The sequence below is a fragment of the Ruegeria sp. HKCCD3925 genome (assembly GCF_057221175.1).
Genome location: NZ_JBWVBI010000003.1, coordinates 324,832 through 339,583 on the forward strand (window position 1 = coordinate 324,832; position 14,752 = coordinate 339,583).

At 58.2% G+C, this 14,752-nt stretch carries 17 protein-coding genes; 7 read left to right on the top strand and 10 right to left on the bottom strand.

Annotated elements, in window-relative coordinates; translation table 11 throughout:
* The first annotated feature begins 3 nt into the window (after positions 1-3).
* Both AC2TEM_RS09060 and AC2TEM_RS09065 read left to right on the top strand, forming a co-directional pair.
* Complete coding sequence (locus AC2TEM_RS09060) at positions 4-609, top strand: flavin reductase family protein (RefSeq protein WP_170424266.1); 606 nt, start codon at positions 4-6, stop codon at positions 607-609.
* Positions 609-1,253 (top strand): CatB-related O-acetyltransferase, encoded by a 645-nt coding sequence (locus AC2TEM_RS09065; RefSeq protein WP_170424268.1) that lies wholly within the window; start codon positions 609-611, stop codon positions 1,251-1,253. Before AC2TEM_RS09060 ends, AC2TEM_RS09065 begins: the two co-directional genes overlap by 1 nt.
* A gap of 30 nt (positions 1,254-1,283) precedes the next feature.
* On the opposite strand, the gene AC2TEM_RS09070 is transcribed toward AC2TEM_RS09065, so the two are convergent.
* The gene (locus tag AC2TEM_RS09070; protein WP_170397293.1) at positions 1,284-2,918 is read right to left on the bottom strand and encodes a SulP family inorganic anion transporter; all 1,635 of its coding nucleotides are present in this window, start codon (positions 2,916-2,918) and stop codon (positions 1,284-1,286) included.
* Positions 2,919-3,123: 205 nt separating this feature from the next.
* Between AC2TEM_RS09070 and AC2TEM_RS09075 the strand changes: the two genes are divergently transcribed.
* A complete protein-coding gene (locus AC2TEM_RS09075) occupies positions 3,124-3,996 on the top strand; it encodes an S-methyl-5'-thioadenosine phosphorylase (RefSeq protein WP_480856146.1) in 873 nt (290 codons plus the stop codon).
* Positions 3,997-3,998: 2 nt separating this feature from the next.
* Here the strand turns inward: AC2TEM_RS09075 and AC2TEM_RS09080 are convergent, their stop codons facing one another.
* Positions 3,999-4,856 carry an alpha/beta hydrolase gene (locus AC2TEM_RS09080; protein WP_170424272.1) on the bottom strand — a complete coding sequence of 286 codons (858 nt, stop codon included), beginning with the start codon at positions 4,854-4,856 and terminating at the stop codon, positions 3,999-4,001.
* Between the two features lie 284 nt (positions 4,857-5,140).
* Here AC2TEM_RS09080 and AC2TEM_RS09085 point away from each other — a divergent pair, with 284 nt between their 5' ends.
* Positions 5,141-5,770 carry a LysE family translocator gene (locus tag AC2TEM_RS09085; protein WP_170397298.1) on the top strand — a complete coding sequence of 210 codons (630 nt, stop codon included), beginning with the start codon at positions 5,141-5,143 and terminating at the stop codon, positions 5,768-5,770.
* Positions 5,771-5,772: 2 nt separating this feature from the next.
* On the opposite strand, the gene AC2TEM_RS09090 is transcribed toward AC2TEM_RS09085, so the two are convergent.
* Complete coding sequence (locus AC2TEM_RS09090) at positions 5,773-5,946, bottom strand: hypothetical protein (RefSeq protein WP_170397300.1); 174 nt, start codon at positions 5,944-5,946, stop codon at positions 5,773-5,775.
* A 107-nt stretch (positions 5,947-6,053) separates the two neighbouring features.
* Here AC2TEM_RS09090 and AC2TEM_RS09095 point away from each other — a divergent pair, with 107 nt between their 5' ends.
* From AC2TEM_RS09095 to AC2TEM_RS09105, 3 genes are all read left to right on the top strand, one after another.
* Entirely contained in the window at positions 6,054-6,188 is a 135-nt protein-coding gene (locus AC2TEM_RS09095; RefSeq protein WP_255612018.1) for a hypothetical protein, read from the top strand.
* 82 nt (positions 6,189-6,270) lie between these two features.
* Positions 6,271-6,810 (top strand): adenine phosphoribosyltransferase, encoded by a 540-nt coding sequence (locus AC2TEM_RS09100; protein ID WP_010441681.1) that lies wholly within the window; start codon positions 6,271-6,273, stop codon positions 6,808-6,810.
* Positions 6,811-6,981: 171 nt separating this feature from the next.
* Positions 6,982-7,464: a fasciclin domain-containing protein gene (locus AC2TEM_RS09105; RefSeq protein ID WP_170424274.1), complete on the top strand. Its 483-nt coding sequence runs from the start codon at positions 6,982-6,984 to the stop codon at positions 7,462-7,464.
* Positions 7,465-7,503: 39 nt separating this feature from the next.
* On the opposite strand, the gene AC2TEM_RS09110 is transcribed toward AC2TEM_RS09105, so the two are convergent.
* The 7 genes from AC2TEM_RS09110 to AC2TEM_RS09140 form a co-directional block, all read right to left on the bottom strand.
* Positions 7,504-8,916 carry an FAD-binding oxidoreductase gene (locus tag AC2TEM_RS09110; RefSeq protein ID WP_170424276.1) on the bottom strand — a complete coding sequence of 471 codons (1,413 nt, stop codon included), beginning with the start codon at positions 8,914-8,916 and terminating at the stop codon, positions 7,504-7,506.
* 38 nt (positions 8,917-8,954) lie between these two features.
* Positions 8,955-9,773: an MBL fold metallo-hydrolase gene (locus AC2TEM_RS09115; RefSeq protein ID WP_170424278.1), complete on the bottom strand. Its 819-nt coding sequence runs from the start codon at positions 9,771-9,773 to the stop codon at positions 8,955-8,957.
* Positions 9,774-9,874: 101 nt separating this feature from the next.
* Positions 9,875-10,459, bottom strand: coding sequence for a GNAT family N-acetyltransferase (locus AC2TEM_RS09120; protein WP_170397308.1), 585 nt, complete (start codon positions 10,457-10,459; stop codon positions 9,875-9,877).
* Complete coding sequence (locus tag AC2TEM_RS09125; RefSeq protein WP_170424279.1) at positions 10,459-11,721, bottom strand: M16 family metallopeptidase; 1,263 nt, start codon at positions 11,719-11,721, stop codon at positions 10,459-10,461. Before AC2TEM_RS09125 ends, AC2TEM_RS09120 begins: the two co-directional genes overlap by 1 nt.
* Positions 11,718-13,106: a threonine synthase gene (gene thrC / locus AC2TEM_RS09130; RefSeq protein ID WP_170397312.1), complete on the bottom strand. Its 1,389-nt coding sequence runs from the start codon at positions 13,104-13,106 to the stop codon at positions 11,718-11,720. The genes AC2TEM_RS09125 and thrC overlap by 4 nt, the downstream gene beginning before the upstream one ends.
* Positions 13,103-13,780: an SURF1 family protein gene (locus tag AC2TEM_RS09135; RefSeq protein WP_170424281.1), complete on the bottom strand. Its 678-nt coding sequence runs from the start codon at positions 13,778-13,780 to the stop codon at positions 13,103-13,105. The genes thrC and AC2TEM_RS09135 overlap by 4 nt, the downstream gene beginning before the upstream one ends.
* A gap of 156 nt (positions 13,781-13,936) precedes the next feature.
* A complete protein-coding gene (locus AC2TEM_RS09140; RefSeq protein ID WP_170397316.1) occupies positions 13,937-14,752 on the bottom strand; it encodes a cytochrome c oxidase subunit 3 in 816 nt (271 codons plus the stop codon).

Consider the following 14,752-nt stretch of genomic DNA (forward strand, 5'->3'; position numbering starts at 1 on the left):
CATATGTTCTATCGCCCCGAAGACGGCCACGGCCTGCCACACAACCCCTTCAACGCCATCATAACCCCACGCCCTATCGGCTGGATTTCGACGCGCGATGCTGACGGGATCAACAACCTGGCCCCGTATTCCTTCTTCAATGGTGTCGCTTATACACCGCCCCAGGTGATGTTCGCCTCAACCGGCTCCAAACACGATCAGGATGGCGGCAAGGACAGCATCGCCAATATCGAGGCCACGAAGGTATTCTGCGTCAACGTGGTGGCCCATGCGCATCGCGACGCAATGAATGCCAGCTCAGAGGGTTTGGGAAAGCACGTCGACGAGTTCACACATGCTGGGCTGACACCCGTTGAATGCGAAACCATAAATTGCTCTCGGGTCGAGGGAGCGCCCGCAGCGCTGGAATGCAAACTTACCCAGATCGTAACTCTGCCGGGTGAGGCCAATCGGGTGGTGTTCGGAGAGGTCACTGGTGTGCACCTGCACGATGACCACATCCGTGACGGCAAATTTGACGTGACCTCATTCAACCCGCTCGCGCGGTTGGGTTATCGGGACTATTCTGTGGTGACAGAATTGTTCAGCCTTTCACGCCCGGATGACTAATGCCACTGCCTGATCCTACACGCAGATATCCGATTGTTCTGCCCGACGGCTCTAGCCACAACGGAACAGTGTTTCTGTCTCAGGCCATCGATCATCCCCGCTTTGTGGCCGGAGCTTACACTTATGCTTCGGATTTCGATGCGCCGAAGGACTGGGCGCAGCGGCTTGCACCGTATCTGTTTCCCTTTTCAGAAGAAAAGCTGATGCTGGGCAAGTTCTGCCAAATCGCTCATGGAGTAAGGTTTATCACTGCCTCCGCAAATCACGCGACCGATGGCTTGACCTGCTTTCCATTTCCAGTCTTCGATCCGGATCGCATGTCAGGCTACCAGCCTGATACACGTGATACCGTTATCGGGCACGATGTCTGGATCGGTTACGGAGCTTTGATTTTACCCGGAGCGCAGATCGGAAATGGCGCGATTGTTGGCGCAGGCTCGGTCGTGCGGGGACAGGTTCCACCCTATGCAGTCGTTACCGGAAATCCGGCAAAAGTCCGGCGCTATCGTTTTGATCGCGATGTGATTGAAAGGCTGCAAGACTTGCGATGGTGGGATTGGCCCGCAGAAACAATCACTCGGGCCGAAGATGCCTTGCTTTCAGGCAATATCGATGCGTTGGAGCGCATTGCTTCTGAGATATAAGGCGGCCAATCCGGCCGCCCTTTCGCGTATTCAGTGCCCGCCCAGAATACCGGTGCGGACCGAATAATCCACAGCCAGTTCGTAATCCGGGTCATCATCGCTGTCGACCATCAGATGGCCGGCCTTGTTCAGCAGTGTATGACAGTCACGGCTCAGGTGCCGCAGCATGACGCGTTTGCCAGCCGCTTCGTATTTGGCGGCGATGTTTTCGATAGCCTGCAGCGCGGATTGGTCCACGACACGGCTGGCTGCAAAGTCGATGATGACGGTCTCGGGGTCGTTTGTTACGTCGAACAGCTCCACGAAGCCCTCGGACGAGCCAAAGAACAGCGGGCCCTGAATTTCATAGACCTTCGCCCCTTCTTCCGTTTCCGAGTCGCGCGTAACCGCGTGGATGCGTTTGGCGTTATTCCATGCATAAGCCAGGGCAGAGACAATCACACCGACCACAACAGCCACTGCAAGGTCTTCCATCACGGTGACGACTGTCACCAGTACGATCACGAACGCATCCATCAAAGGCACCTTGCGCATGATCTTCAGCGAATTCCAGGCGAAGGTTCCGATCACCACCATGAACATCACACCGACAAGTGCGGCCAGTGGAATCTGCTCGATCAGAGGCGAACCCACCAGGATGAAGAGCAACAGAAATAGCGCTGCAGCGATACCTGCGATACGCGTGCGCCCGCCTGACTTCACGTTGATCATCGACTGACCGATCATCGCACAACCGCCCATACCGCCGAAGAAGCCAGTGACCACGTTCGCTGTGCCTTGCGCGATACATTCCTGCGAGGCACCACCGCGCTTGCCGGTAATCTCACCCACAAGGTTCAGCGTCAGCAGGGATTCAATCAGACCGATGGCGGCAAGGATCAGGGCATAGGGCAGGATGATTTCAAAGGTCTCCCAGTTCAGCGGCACCATAGGTATATGGAAGCTGGGCAAGCCGCCTTCGATCGAAGCCAGATCACCGACACGCGGGACGTCCAGCCCAATGCCAATGACCAAAGCAGCGACAACAAAAATCCCGGCCAGAGGCGCTGGGATGACGCGGGTGATGCGGGGCATGATCCAGATCACAGCCATGGTCAGAGCAACCAGACCCAGCATTGTGTAGAGCTGTAGGCCTGAAAGCCACTCGCCACCGCCCATGCCGTGGCCAGTATTTTCCATGGTTCCGGGCACTTTGAATTGCCCCAGCTGCGCCAGAAAGATCACAATCGCCAGGCCGTTCACAAAGCCCAGCATCACCGGATGCGGCACAAGTCGGATGAACCGGCCCCAATGCATCGCACCTGCGATGATCTGCATAATCCCCATCAGCACCACTGTAGCGAACAGGTATTCGACCCCGTGCTGCGCAACCAATGCGACCATGACAACCGCAAGCGCCCCGGTTGCGCCCGAGATCATGCCGGGGCGACCACCGATCAACGCAGTGATCAGACCAACCAGGAATGCGGCATAAAGCCCGACCAGAGGGTGCACCCCGGCGACAAAGGCAAAGGCCACGGCTTCGGGGACCAGCGCCAAGGCGACGGTGAGACCGGACAGCAACTCGATCCGCAGGCGGGAAAAGGTCAATCCCTCATCCGGGACCCAGCGCAAATCGGGTTTGGCTATACGATTGGCAAAGCTTGCCAGCATGGCTCGGGGCATGGATCGGTCCTGTTGGTCGGTTTTGTTCGCGCGAAAGGGGCCTTCTAGCGGTCAAACCGGTCTTGAGATACCGCGCCAGGCGGGACCCTGATATGCGCCGTGCGCATAGCTTGACCCAAGCGCACACAAACCGTTGAACCCACTTGTCAAATGAAGCTGTGGCCCGCAGAACTCACACAGCAGGAATTTTCAACGGAGAGCACTCGTGACCCAAACAAAAATCGCCGTCGTTGGAGGATCAGGCATTTATGACATCGATGGTCTAGAGAATGCCGAGTGGGTCACTGTGGAAACGCCATGGGGCAATCCGTCGGATCAGATCCTGACCGGGTCGCTGGATGGGGTCGAAATGGCCTTCTTGCCGCGTCACGGTCGCGGACATGTGCACTCGCCGACCGAGGTGCCCTATCGCGCCAATATCGACGCGTTGAAACGGCTTGGCGTAACGGATGTGATCTCGGTCTCGGCTTGCGGGTCGTTCCGCGAGCATATGGCGCCGGGTGATTTCGTGATCGTGGATCAGTTCATCGATCGAACATTTGCCCGTGAAAAGAGCTTTTTCGGGACTGGCTGCGTCGCCCATGTCAGTGTTGCGCATCCGACCTGCCCGCGCCTGTCGGACGCTTGTGAGACTGCTGGCAAGACGGCTGGCATCACCATCCACCGAGGTGGAACCTATCTGGCGATGGAAGGACCGCAATTCTCGTCATTGGCGGAATCCAAATTATATCGCGAACAATGGGGGTGCGACGTGATCGGCATGACCAACATGCCCGAAGCGAAACTCGCCCGCGAGGCCGAGCTTTGTTATGCCTCAATTGCCATGGTCACCGACTATGACAGCTGGCACCCTGATCACGGTGAAGTCGACGTGGCCGCCATCATCGCCACGCTGACCGGTAATGCGGAAAAAGGCCGGGCATTGGTCAAAGGTCTACCCGCTATGCTGGGGACCGACCGTGCGCCCTGCCCGCATGGCTGCGACCGGGCGCTGGAGTATGCCATCCTGACCGCGCCTGAAAAGCGCGATCCGGAATTGTTGGCCAAGCTGGATGCTGTGGCTGGGCGGGTGTTATAAACTCAGTACTGCGACAGTTTCTTTTGCACCTCGTCCCATAGGCCACGCGACCACAAATCGTTGTGGGTGCCGTCGGGGATCACGTAAATCTGCGCGGTATCGGACATCTCGGCCAGAGCTTTTCCGTGATGCAGTGGAATTGTTTCATCCTCGGTGCCGTGAAAAATCAACGTCGGCGCCGAGATCTGTTCGATAAGATCACGTGTGGCGAACTGATCCCTCATCAAGGCTGAGACCGGCAGGAAAGGATAGCGTTCCGCCGCGACATCAACGGTTGCAGTGAACGGGGCCTCAAGCACCAGAAGTTCTGCATCGGGACGCTCGGCAGCCACAGCGGCGGCAATGCCGGTGCCGAGGCTCTGACCGTGCAGCACCACAGCTTTGCCCTGACCCGCCAGCCTGTCATAGAGCTGAACTCCATCAGAGATCAGCGCCAGTTCCGCGGGCTCGCCTTCGCTGCCCGGAAAGCCGCGATAGCTGGCGGCAAGCAGCCCGTAGCCCGAGTTGAGGATTTCGCGCAGCCGTTCAGCACGGTCCCCCAGATTGCCGCTTTGGCCGTGGAAGAATAGGACGGTCGGTGCATCCGGGATTGCAGCGGGTGCTGCCCAGACCGTCAGGGCAGTACCATCAGCCATTGTCAGCGATAGCGCATCAACATCCGCCAACCCCACCGAAGCCGGATCCGGTAACGTACCTTCGGGTTTGTACAGCAGAGATTGCTGGTTGAAAAACATGTATCCGAGGACGCCCGCATACAAGATCGCCCCGGCCAACAGCAGTCCTACCAAGATTCTTTTGAGGCGCTCGACACCGGATCTGGCGCGGCCGGTATCGGCCTCAGCGTGTTGGGTTTGAACCATGGCTCCCTCCTTTGGGTCGCATTGCGAGAGTGGGGTACATTGGAGGCGTTTCAAGATGCATAAGCCAAGCTTCATCCAATCTTAAACCTGTTGCGGCAATCCCAGATCGCATTGCACGCCTGAATTCCCTGCCCCATGTCCTCGGTATTTAGGCGACCCCGGCTTCGCAAATCCGAACGCCAACCCGTTGGAGCCGGTGTTTCACCACGAGAATGTGCCCGCAAAGCCTTGACCAATACGTCGTGCCAAGGCTTGGTGTGGGAAACACTCTAATAGGATATTCCATGTCCATTGAAATCTGGCTGGCCTTTGTGGCCGCTTCGACCGCGCTGCTGCTGATCCCAGGCCCGACCGTGTTGCTGGTGCTTAGCTATGCGCTGTCGAAAGGACGCAGTGTGGCGGTTGCCTCGGCCACCGGGGTCGCATTGGGGGATTTGGTGGCGATGACCGCGTCGCTGCTGGGGCTGGGGGCGCTGGTGCTGGCCTCTGCCACACTGTTTACCGTGCTGAAATGGGTTGGGGCAGCCTATCTGGTCTGGCTGGGTGTCAAACTCCTGCGCAGCGCGCCGTCGGGCGGGCTGCAAGCAATTGAAACCGAACGTGACGTGACCGCCCGCAGTGTTTTTGGCCATGCCGCTGCAGTCACCGCGCTGAACCCGAAGTCCATTGCCTTCTTCATCGCTTTCGTACCGCAATTCTTGCGTCCAGCCGAGCCTTTGGGTCCGCAATTCGCGATCCTGATCGCAACATTTGTGGGTCTCGCGGGGCTGAACGCGCTGGCCTATGCGCTGCTGGCGGACAAGTTACGCCGGATGATCGGACGCGCGAATGTCATCACGACCATGACCCGGTTCGGAGGGTTGACCCTGATAGGAATGGGCATCGCCACAGCGGTTCTGCGCCGCCCGGCGTGATTTCAGTTTTCAGCGTTTTCCTTCATGAACCCCCGGATAAACCGGCGGATTTCGCGGGCGGCAGAGGTGTCTAGATCCCTGCAAAGCTCGACGAATGCATCGCGCTCATCCTTGTCGAGGCGCAAAACCAACTGACTGTTTTTCTTCGTAGATTTCTTTCCATCTTTCTTGGTCACACGTCCAGTCCCCGTCCTGCCCTTGATTCTAAGTGCGATGCATTGTATATACACAGCATATAATATGTAGATATCGGGCACATAACAGCAAAAGTGAGATTAAAGCAATGAACCTTCATGTCGCGCAAGCCATTCTTCTTCGGGATCAACGCAACTGGCGCAAGCCGCACCTGTCCTGGCTTCCGAACGCGCTGTATCGCTACTACGGCCTGCCTAACGCCATGCGCGGCCGCAGCAAGTAGCCGCAGGGGCCAGAGTTCTCTTGCATGACCGTACCTTATGGGCGAAATACCCCGCGCGTGTTTGATGCCAAAGGGGTGGCCCATGTCCAGAAACAAAACGGTCAAGGATTACATTCGGACCATCGTCGATTTCCCGCATGAAGGGATCATGTTCCGCGATGTCACCACCCTGTTTGCCGACCCGCGTGGGTTCCGCATGGCAATCGACCAGATGTTGCACCCTTACGCCGGTGAGCGAATCGACAAAGTTGTGGGCCTTGAGGCGCGCGGCTTTATTCTGGGCGGTGCGATTGCCCACCAGCTGAGCGTTGGATTCGTGCCGATCCGCAAAAAGGGCAAACTGCCCGGCACCACGATCAGCCAGGACTACAAGCTGGAATATGGAGAGGCGATAGTCGAAATTCACGATGACGCCATCCAGCCGGGTGAGAAGATCCTGGTCGTTGATGATCTTCTGGCTACCGGAGGCACCGCCGCCGCGGGGATCAAGCTGATCGAACGGCTGGGCGGCGAGATCATCTCATGCGCGTTCATCATCGATCTGCCCGAATTGGGTGGTCGCAAAGCGCTGGAAGATTTGGGCATGGACGTGCACGTTCTGTGCGAGTTCGAAGGGCTCTGATCTCCACAAACTTCACAAACTCGTGACTGGAAATCGCGTGCGCCGCAGGCTTAGCGCGATTGGGGTCACATTCAAGAAACAGTTGCCTCTGGATTCTGTGATCTTGTCGCGACCTGACTGCGTACCCCGAATGATGCCACCTAAGGCATTCTCAACAAGGGAAATCATGTCATGTTGCGCAAATTCGCTGTTGCTGGAGTTGCCAGTCTTCTGTTGACCACCTCTGCTTTGGCAGATGGGCACGCCAAGGATATCGTCGATACTGCGGTGGGCGCGGGCAGTTTTGAAACGCTCGTCGCTGCCGTTCAGGCCGCCGAACTGGTTGAAACGCTGAAAGGCGAAGGGCCGTTCACCGTTTTCGCCCCAACGGATGAGGCCTTTGCAGCGCTGCCCGAGGGCACGGTCGAAAATCTTCTGAAGCCCGAAAACAAGGACCAGTTGGTCGCAGTGCTGACCTATCACGTTGTCCCGGGCAAAGTGATGTCGGGTGATCTGTCCGATGACATGACCGCCGCCACCGTGCAGGGCGGAGATATCACCATCGATCTCGACAATGGCGTCATGGTGAATGATGCCAACGTTGTGCAAGCCGATATCGAAGCCGAGAACGGCGTGATCCATGTGATCGACAAGGTCATTCTGCCCGCGTCGTAAAGAACCGCAGCGCCCCGGTATACGTCCGGGGCGCGTCTATTAGGCCAGAACCGCCCCGGGGTTCATAATCCCCTGAGGATCAAGCGCTGTTTTAATCGCCCTCATGGCCTGCAACTTGACCGGATCACCATAGCGTTCCAGATCATCTGTTTTGAGCCGACCCACACCGTGTTCGGCGCTGACCGATCCACCAAATTCATGAACCAGATCATGTACCGCGCGTTTGACCGCGCCCCGCTGTGCGACAAAATCCGCCTTATCCTGCCCGGCGGGTGGAAACACGTTATAGTGCAGATTACCGTCGCCCAGATGTCCAAAGCAGTTTACGCGAAACGGCCCCTGCCCGGCCACCACATCCGCACCGCGCCGAATGAACTCTGGAATGCGGGAAATCGGGACCGAGATATCATGGCTGGAAACTGATCCGATCAGCCGGTTGGCCTCGGGGATGCGCTCGCGCACGGCCCAGAGTTCGGACCGCTGTGCTTCGCTCTGCGCGATGACCGCATCGCGGACCAGATCGCGCTCATCAGCGGCGACATAAATCGCCTCAAGCATGTCCGAAGGGTCTTGGCCGACCGACAAGCCCAGCTCGATCAACACACTCCATTCCGGTGTTGCCTCAAAGGGTTGCCGCACGTCGGGCAAAACCTCGGTCAGGAATTCGAGGCCCTGCCCATGGATCAGCTCAAACGTACTGACCGCTTCCCCCACTTGATCCCGCGCCACTGACAACAGATCAATGGCAGCCTCGGGTGAGGAGACCTGAAACATTGCGGTTCCAACGCCCTTGGGTCGCGGGAACAACTTCAACGCCGCCGCCGTAATGATGCCAAGTGTCCCTTCGGACCCGATCATCAGGTTACGCAGGTCATAACCGGTGTTGTCCTTACGCAACCGGCTAAGCCCGTGCCATATCTCACCACTGGGCAATACCACTTCAAGCCCCAGGCACAGATCGCGTGCATTGCCATAGCGCAGCACATTCACGCCACCCGCATTAGTGGCCAGATTGCCGCCAATCCGGCAAGAACCCTGCGCAGCCAGCGACAGGGGAAATAGACGGTCCGCGTCTTCAGCGGCAGTCTGGACGTCGGCCAGAATGGCACCGGCCTCGGCCACAAGTATGTTCTCGGTGGGGTAAGTCGCCCGTATCGCCGTCATCCGTTCCAGGGAAACGATCAAAGGGGCGGGACCATCCGGAACAACCTGCCCTCCTACCAGACCGGTGCCGCCGCCATAAGGGACAACAGGCACCCGAGCGTCTGCGGCCAATTGCACCAAAGCCGACACATCTTCCACGGTGCGCGGCAAGGCAAGCAAACCGGGCTGCCCGACAAACCGCTGACGCGGCTCTTCAAGGTAACGATCTGCAATCGGGCGCAAAACGTCAGCACCCAATCGGGCTCTGATTGCTTCGGCAAGGCGGCTGTCTGCAGGGTTCAGTTTCATGGCTCTTCCCTGCCAAAGGCCACGGGCCGCGACAAGCCCTATTCCAGCTCTATCAGGTACTGAGGCTCCAGCACCACAACCGTCGGCCTGTCGGGCAGCGTGCGCAACGAGACGACAATCTCGGACACCCCATCCCGTTCAACCGGGAATTCATCCCGAATATCCACCAAAAACCGCTGGAGCGAAAAGTCCGAGAACCAATGCATCGGGATAATGACCGAGCTTTTGAGGCGTTTCAGAACCTGAACCATCTCGGGCAAGGGCATCGTGGTGCCTCCGTCCACCGCCGCCATGACCACATCCAGCCGACCCAGTGCAGCGAATTGTTCATCCGACGGAATGTGATGCAGATGCCCCAGATGGCCGATGCACAACCCTTCGACCTCGAACACAAAGATCGAGTTTCCGCGATCTTCAATACCGCCATAGGCCGAACGGATATCGGTCGACACATTGCGAATCAGCATCTCACCCAGATCAAGATGGTGCTCGATGCCTTCGCCGAACTCTCCCCAGCCCGGCAAGACATACGGGATGGCCGGATCGGGATGGGCAGTCCAGTGGGTGCTGTGCGCATGGTTCATTGTGACCACGTCAGGAATTAGCGCAGCGCCGCCGATAAAACCGGTGAAATCGGTCACCGCGTTCAGCCCGCCCTGTGTCTGGATCAGAAACGATGCATGCGCGACATAGCTGATACGAACCGAAAACTCGGGCACGGGATCCTGCCACGCCGCTTTGTGAAGATATTCAATCCCCGGTGCCGCATCTGCGATGGCGATGCAGTGACTAGGCCGCCGCTCCTGCGCCACAGCCCCGCCTGCAATCATCATCAGTCCCGCAACAAACCGCCACATAGGGCAAGTGTAGCGCAATGAGCCAACAAGTCATGCCCTTGTTGATCTGGCCACGGATATCTCCAGGACAGGAGGCTTGCCATGCCTGGCGGCAGAGCCCTCTAGCCTGCCTCAGTCTTGCCCCGACGATCGGACCTTAAGCTGGCATACAGAACATGCGTTCTCCAGCGCCCATTGATCTGCAGATAAGACTGCGCCACGCCTTCGTATTTGAAGCCTGAGCTTTCCAGCAGACCGCGAGAGGCCTTGTTCTCAGGCAAACACGCGGCCTCGATCCGGCTTAAATCCAGACGGGTGAAGGCGTGATGAACAACGGCGCCAATTGCTTCGCGCATGAAACCCTGACGCGCGAAGGCCTGCCCAGTCCAATAGCCCAAGGTGCCAGCCTGCGCCGGACCACGGCGAACATTGTCCAACGTGATCGCCCCCAGCAGAATATTGTCTGTGCGACGAAACAGGAACAGAGGTATCGCCGTTCCACTCGCGACTGAGCGCTGGGCCCAATAGACCCGGTTGGTAAACGACTTTCGGCTCAGATGGTCCTTGGCCCAAACCGGCTCCCACGGCACCAGATAGTCCTTTGAGGCACGCCGCAAGGCGGTCCAGTCGTTGAAGTCGGAATGCATGGGCGGGCGCAGCGTCAAGCGCTCGGTTTCGAGTTTCAGCTTGCGTCTGCCTAACAGCATCACGCCGCACGCCTCTCCTGCAGATCCACCAGCGTCGGTGCGCCCGAGACCGGCCCATACAACGCCAGCGCTGCAGGGGCTTTGACTGCCATGTCTTCGGCAAAGGCACGCACGTCCTCGGTGCTGACCGCATCGATCTTGGCCACGGTGTCCTCAAGCGAGGGCACACGTCCCCAGATCTGCACCAGCCGCGCCAGACGTTCGGCCCGGTTCGACGGGCTTTCCAGCCCCATCAGCATCCCGGCCTTCATCTGGGCCCGCGCACGGGCAACCTCTTCTGCGCTCATGTCTTCGGCAGCGCGCTTCATCTCGTCGATGGTAATCGTCGCCAATTCGCCCACCTGATCGGCCGAGGTGCCTGCGTAAATCGTTGTCGTACCGGTATCCGCATAAGCACCGGTCTGAGCAAAGATCGTATAACAAAGCCCGCGAGTTTCGCGCACTTCCTGAAACAGGCGCGAGGACATGCCGCCACCCAGAGCGGTCGAGTAAATCTGGGCCGTATAGATCGCATCATCGCGATAGCCCGGGCTTTCCAGCGCCAGCGCGAAATGCGCCTGCTCCAGCTCTTTCTCCTGCCGCGCCTCACCGCCGGTGAACCGGCCAGCCTCGGGGACAAGGCCCTTGCTCGGCTGCAGATGCCCGAACATCTCTTCGGCCATTTTCATCAACTGATCATGATCCACCGCACCCGCAGCGGACAGGATCATTTGTTCCGGCCCGTAATGCTCGGCTACAAATCCTGACAGGTCCTCGCGCGAGAACGCGCTGACCCGCTCGGTCGGCCCCAGAATGGTCCGGCCCAAGGGCTGGTCGTGATAGCTCTGCTCTTGCAGCCAATCAAAGATCACATCGTCGGGCGTATCATAGGCCTGACCGATCTCTTGCAGGATCACGCCACGCTCGACCTCAATCTCGCGCGGATCAAAAACCGGGTTCAGAACGATGTCGCCGATCACGTCCATGGCCAGCGCCACATCGTCCTTCAGTACGCGTGCATAATAGGCCGTAACTTCGCGCGAGGTATAGGCGTTGATGTACCCGCCCACATCCTCGATCGCTTCGGCGATTTGCAGCGCAGAACGCCGCTGGGTTCCCTTGAACGCCATATGCTCAAGGAAATGCGCGATACCGTTCTGCTCGATCCGCTCGTGCCGACCACCGGCGGTTACCCAGATGCCGATGGCCGCAGATTGCAGCCCCGGCATATGTTCACTGACGATACGAAATCCGTTCTTCAGTTGGTCCTGTCTGACTGTCACTCAGCAATATGCCTTCTGATATGATCCTCAAGGGCACCCAGATCGTTCGCAACGCGGGTCACCCGTTCTGGACGTTCATACAGATCAGACATGCGGGATGGAAGAGGCGGATGTTCGCCGCTTGCCTTCTCGACCGCCGCCGGGAACTTCGCGGGATGCGCGGTTGCGAGCGTGATCATGGGCACATCGGCAGCGCGGTGGTCTTCAGCCACTTTGATCCCAACGGCGGTGTGCGGACAAACCAACTCGGCGCTGTGGACCATCGTGCGCCTGATCGTCTCAAGCGTCTCGTCCTCAGAAACGCGGCCCGAGTCAAAGCTTTCTCGCAGAGCCTCCATTGCGCCTTGGCTGACATTGAAGCCTCCGCTCTTGAGTTCGTCCATCAACTGAGCGACTGCGCCACCATCTTCGCCATAGGCGTAGTACAGTGCGCGCTCAAAGTTCGAGCTAACCTGAATATCCATCGAAGGGCTGATTGAGGGGATCGTATCGCCCTTGAAATATCCCTCGCCCGAGAGACAGCGATGCAGAATGTCGTTCTGGTTGGTCGCCACCACCAGACGATCGATGGGCAGCCCCATGCGTTTGGCCAGATAGCCTGCGAAGATATCACCGAAATTCCCTGTCGGCACGGTAAAGCTGACCTTGCGATGTGGCGCGCCGAGGCTGACGGCGGCGGAGAAATAGTAAACGATCTGTGCCAGCACACGGGCGAAGTTGATCGAGTTCACCCCGGCCAGCTTCACCCCATCACGGAAGTCGAAATCGTTGAACATGTCTTTCAGCGCGGCCTGACAGTCATCGAAATCGCCATCCACGGCCAAAGCGTGCACATTGCTGTCGGCAGGAGTCGTCATCTGACGGCGTTGCACTTCCGAAACACGGCCATGCGGGAACAGGATGAACACATCCACCGCATCCAGGCCACGGAACGCTTCGATTGCGGCAGAACCGGTGTCACCGCTCGTCGCGCCGACAATGGTAACGCGATCTTCGCGCCGTTTGAGCGCGACCTGGAACAGCTGGCCGATTAGCTGCATGGCAAAATCTTTGAAGGCCAGTGTGGGTCCGTGAAACAGCTCCAGTAGAAAATGGTTCTCGTTCAGCTGCTTCAAGGGCGCGCGGGCGTCATGGCCGAAGCCCTCATAAGCGCGCGCTATGATCTTTTTGAACTCATCATCGGAGAACGAGCCACTCACATAGGGCCACATCACGCGGAATGCGATTTCTTCGTAGGACAGGCCAGCCAACGCAGCAATTTCGTCCTGCGACATCACCGGAATTTCAGCGGGCAAGTACAGACCACCATCACGGGCCAGTCCGGTCAGCATCGCCTCTTCAAAGGTCAGTTCGGGCGCCTGCCCGCGGGTCGAGATGTATTTCATGTCGCGTCACTTTCGGAATTGGCACGGCTGCGCCACAGGAAGTATCCGGTCATTGCGGCCCAGACCAGAGCAAGACCAAACCAGATGATTGCGTATTGCAAATGATCGTTGGGGATGCCCGCCGTATCCACCGGCATTGGCGTTACATTCGGATCGGTTTCCGAGCGGGCAATTAGCAACACCGGCTCAGCCCCCAGCGCGGCGGCCAGATTGGGCACATCACGGGCGAACCAGATGTTGCCGTCAATATCTGCGTCAGGCGTGTAGCCATCAACTTCATCGGGCCAGTGCAGGTTGCCGGTGATTTCCATCGGGCCAGTCAGGCGAACAGCCTGCTTGGCTGTGGTCGGCACAAAGCCGCGATCCACCAGAATAGTCCGGTCGTCGGTGGTAAAGGACTGGATGATCCGATACCCCGGCCCCACCTGCTTGACCGAAACCAAAACGTGGATCTCGCCCGGTTCGATCTCGCCTGTGACCGTCACCGGCAGGTATTTGTCCGCATCTTCGGACACCTGCAATGGCAAGGCGACAGGATCGGCAGCGATGCGGCTTTCGATTTCGGCCAGCACCTCCTGTTTCCAGGTCAGCCGCTGCAGTTGCCAAATGCCCAGCGACAACAGCAGGCCCAGACCGGCAAAGCCGAAGATCAGCAGAAACAGAATGCGACGCATATTGGGATCAGACCTTGTTGCGGGAACCGGCGCCTTGTTAAGGGGCACGTGAACCGAAGTGCAACCATGTAATTGTATGGGGCGCAATCTTGCGCCCCTGATTGAGAAAAAGCCGCCCCGTGGGGCGGCTTTTGCAATTGGATCACCTGCGTGGCGTTACATCAGCGGGGCCTGACCCCAGATGTAGACGGCGAAAAACAGGAACAGCCAGACGACGTCAACGAAGTGCCAGTACCAAGCGGCAGCCTCGAAACCGACGTGTTTCTCGGGCGTAAAGTCCCCCTTCAGGGCGCGGATCAGACAGACCGACAGGAAGATGGTGCCGATAATCACATGCGCGCCGTGGAAACCGGTTGCCATGAAGAAGTTCGAATAGAACTGATCGCCACCGAACTCCCAACCCTCATGGGCCAGTAACTCATAGTATTCAAACGCCTGAAGCGCAGTAAAGGCGATGCCCAGAACGATACCAATGGCCAGACCATTGATCAGCGCCTTGCGGTCATTGTCATGAACAAGCGCGTGGTGGGCCCAAGTAATCGCACAACCCGACAGCAACAGGACCAAAGTGTTGATCAGCGGCAGGTGGAACGGATCAACGGCGTGGATATCCGGCTGGATGTATTCAGTACCGGCATAGTCGTACATCGGATACATGCGATGTTTGAAGAACGACCAGAACCAGGCGAAGAAGAACATCACCTCGGACATCACGAACAGGATAAAGCCATAGCGCAGGCCGATACGCACGACCGGCGTATGATCGCCCTGACGGCTTTCAACCACGACTTCGGACCACCATGCAAACATGGTATAAAGAACCCCGACCAGCCCCATCCAGAAGATCCACGGGGTAATCCCGTGCATCCAAAGAACGGCCCCGAACAGCATCACAAATCCGCTTACCGCGCCGATCAGTGGCCAGATTGACGGGTTCAGAATGTGGTAATCATGGTCTTTTGCGTGTGCCAT

Bases quoted from the DNA above. Each gene is read 5' to 3' on its own strand.
- AC2TEM_RS09120 (WP_170397308.1), bottom strand. From the start codon at position 10,459: ATGCTGTTAGGCAGACGCAAGCTGAAACTCGAAACCGAGCGCTTGACG.
- AC2TEM_RS09070 (WP_170397293.1), bottom strand. From the start codon at position 2,918: ATGCCCCGAGCCATGCTGGCAAGCTTTGCCAATCGTATAGCCAAACCC.
- AC2TEM_RS09100 (WP_010441681.1), top strand. From the start codon at position 6,271: ATGTCCAGAAACAAAACGGTCAAGGATTACATTCGGACCATCGTCGAT.
- AC2TEM_RS09080 (WP_170424272.1), bottom strand. From the start codon at position 4,856: ATGGTTCAAACCCAACACGCTGAGGCCGATACCGGCCGCGCCAGATCC.
- AC2TEM_RS09140 (WP_170397316.1), bottom strand. From the start codon at position 14,752: ATGGCACACGCAAAAGACCATGATTACCACATTCTGAACCCGTCAATC.
- AC2TEM_RS09135 (WP_170424281.1), bottom strand. From the start codon at position 13,780: ATGCGTCGCATTCTGTTTCTGCTGATCTTCGGCTTTGCCGGTCTGGGC.
- AC2TEM_RS09110 (WP_170424276.1), bottom strand. From the start codon at position 8,916: ATGAAACTGAACCCTGCAGACAGCCGCCTTGCCGAAGCAATCAGAGCC.
- thrC (WP_170397312.1), bottom strand. From the start codon at position 13,106: ATGAAATACATCTCGACCCGCGGGCAGGCGCCCGAACTGACCTTTGAA.
- AC2TEM_RS09115 (WP_170424278.1), bottom strand. From the start codon at position 9,773: ATGTGGCGGTTTGTTGCGGGACTGATGATGATTGCAGGCGGGGCTGTG.
- AC2TEM_RS09060 (WP_170424266.1), top strand. From the start codon at position 4: ATGTTCTATCGCCCCGAAGACGGCCACGGCCTGCCACACAACCCCTTC.
- AC2TEM_RS09065 (WP_170424268.1), top strand. From the start codon at position 609: ATGCCACTGCCTGATCCTACACGCAGATATCCGATTGTTCTGCCCGAC.
- AC2TEM_RS09085 (WP_170397298.1), top strand. From the start codon at position 5,141: ATGTCCATTGAAATCTGGCTGGCCTTTGTGGCCGCTTCGACCGCGCTG.
- AC2TEM_RS09105 (WP_170424274.1), top strand. From the start codon at position 6,982: ATGTTGCGCAAATTCGCTGTTGCTGGAGTTGCCAGTCTTCTGTTGACC.
- AC2TEM_RS09095 (WP_255612018.1), top strand. From the start codon at position 6,054: ATGAACCTTCATGTCGCGCAAGCCATTCTTCTTCGGGATCAACGCAAC.